Consider the following 267-nt stretch of genomic DNA (forward strand, 5'->3'; position numbering starts at 1 on the left):
GTGTTGAATCCAGTTGTGTCTTTTCTCATCCAGAACGCGCCATTTTCGCCAATTACGCCATGCAGAGGCCACATCTTTGCCATTTGATCGCACCATCCAGCGCATGCGCCTGTTACAGCAACCACTTTTACGCCTGCACGTTCTAGTTCTGCTAATGCGATGAGTGCTTCTGGTGGCAGTCTGCCTTGCCAAGTCAAAGTATCATCTACGTCGGTCAGCAACCATTCTATTTCTTTCAGGCGCTCTGGATTGAGCTCTGATAATGGG

General features: G+C 49.4%; 1 protein-coding gene. It reads right to left on the minus strand.

Annotated features, from left to right (window positions below):
* Positions 1–197, minus strand: a 197-nt coding sequence (locus SB773_RS32210; protein WP_410594432.1) for an HAD family hydrolase, incomplete at its 3' end; no start/stop codon positions are given.
* Between the last annotated feature and the right edge of the window lie 70 nt (positions 198–267).

The sequence above is a fragment of the Bacillus sp. SIMBA_074 genome (genome assembly GCF_046534555.1).
Classification (GTDB): Bacteria; Bacillota; Bacilli; order Bacillales; family Bacillaceae_G; genus Bacillus_A; species Bacillus_A mycoides.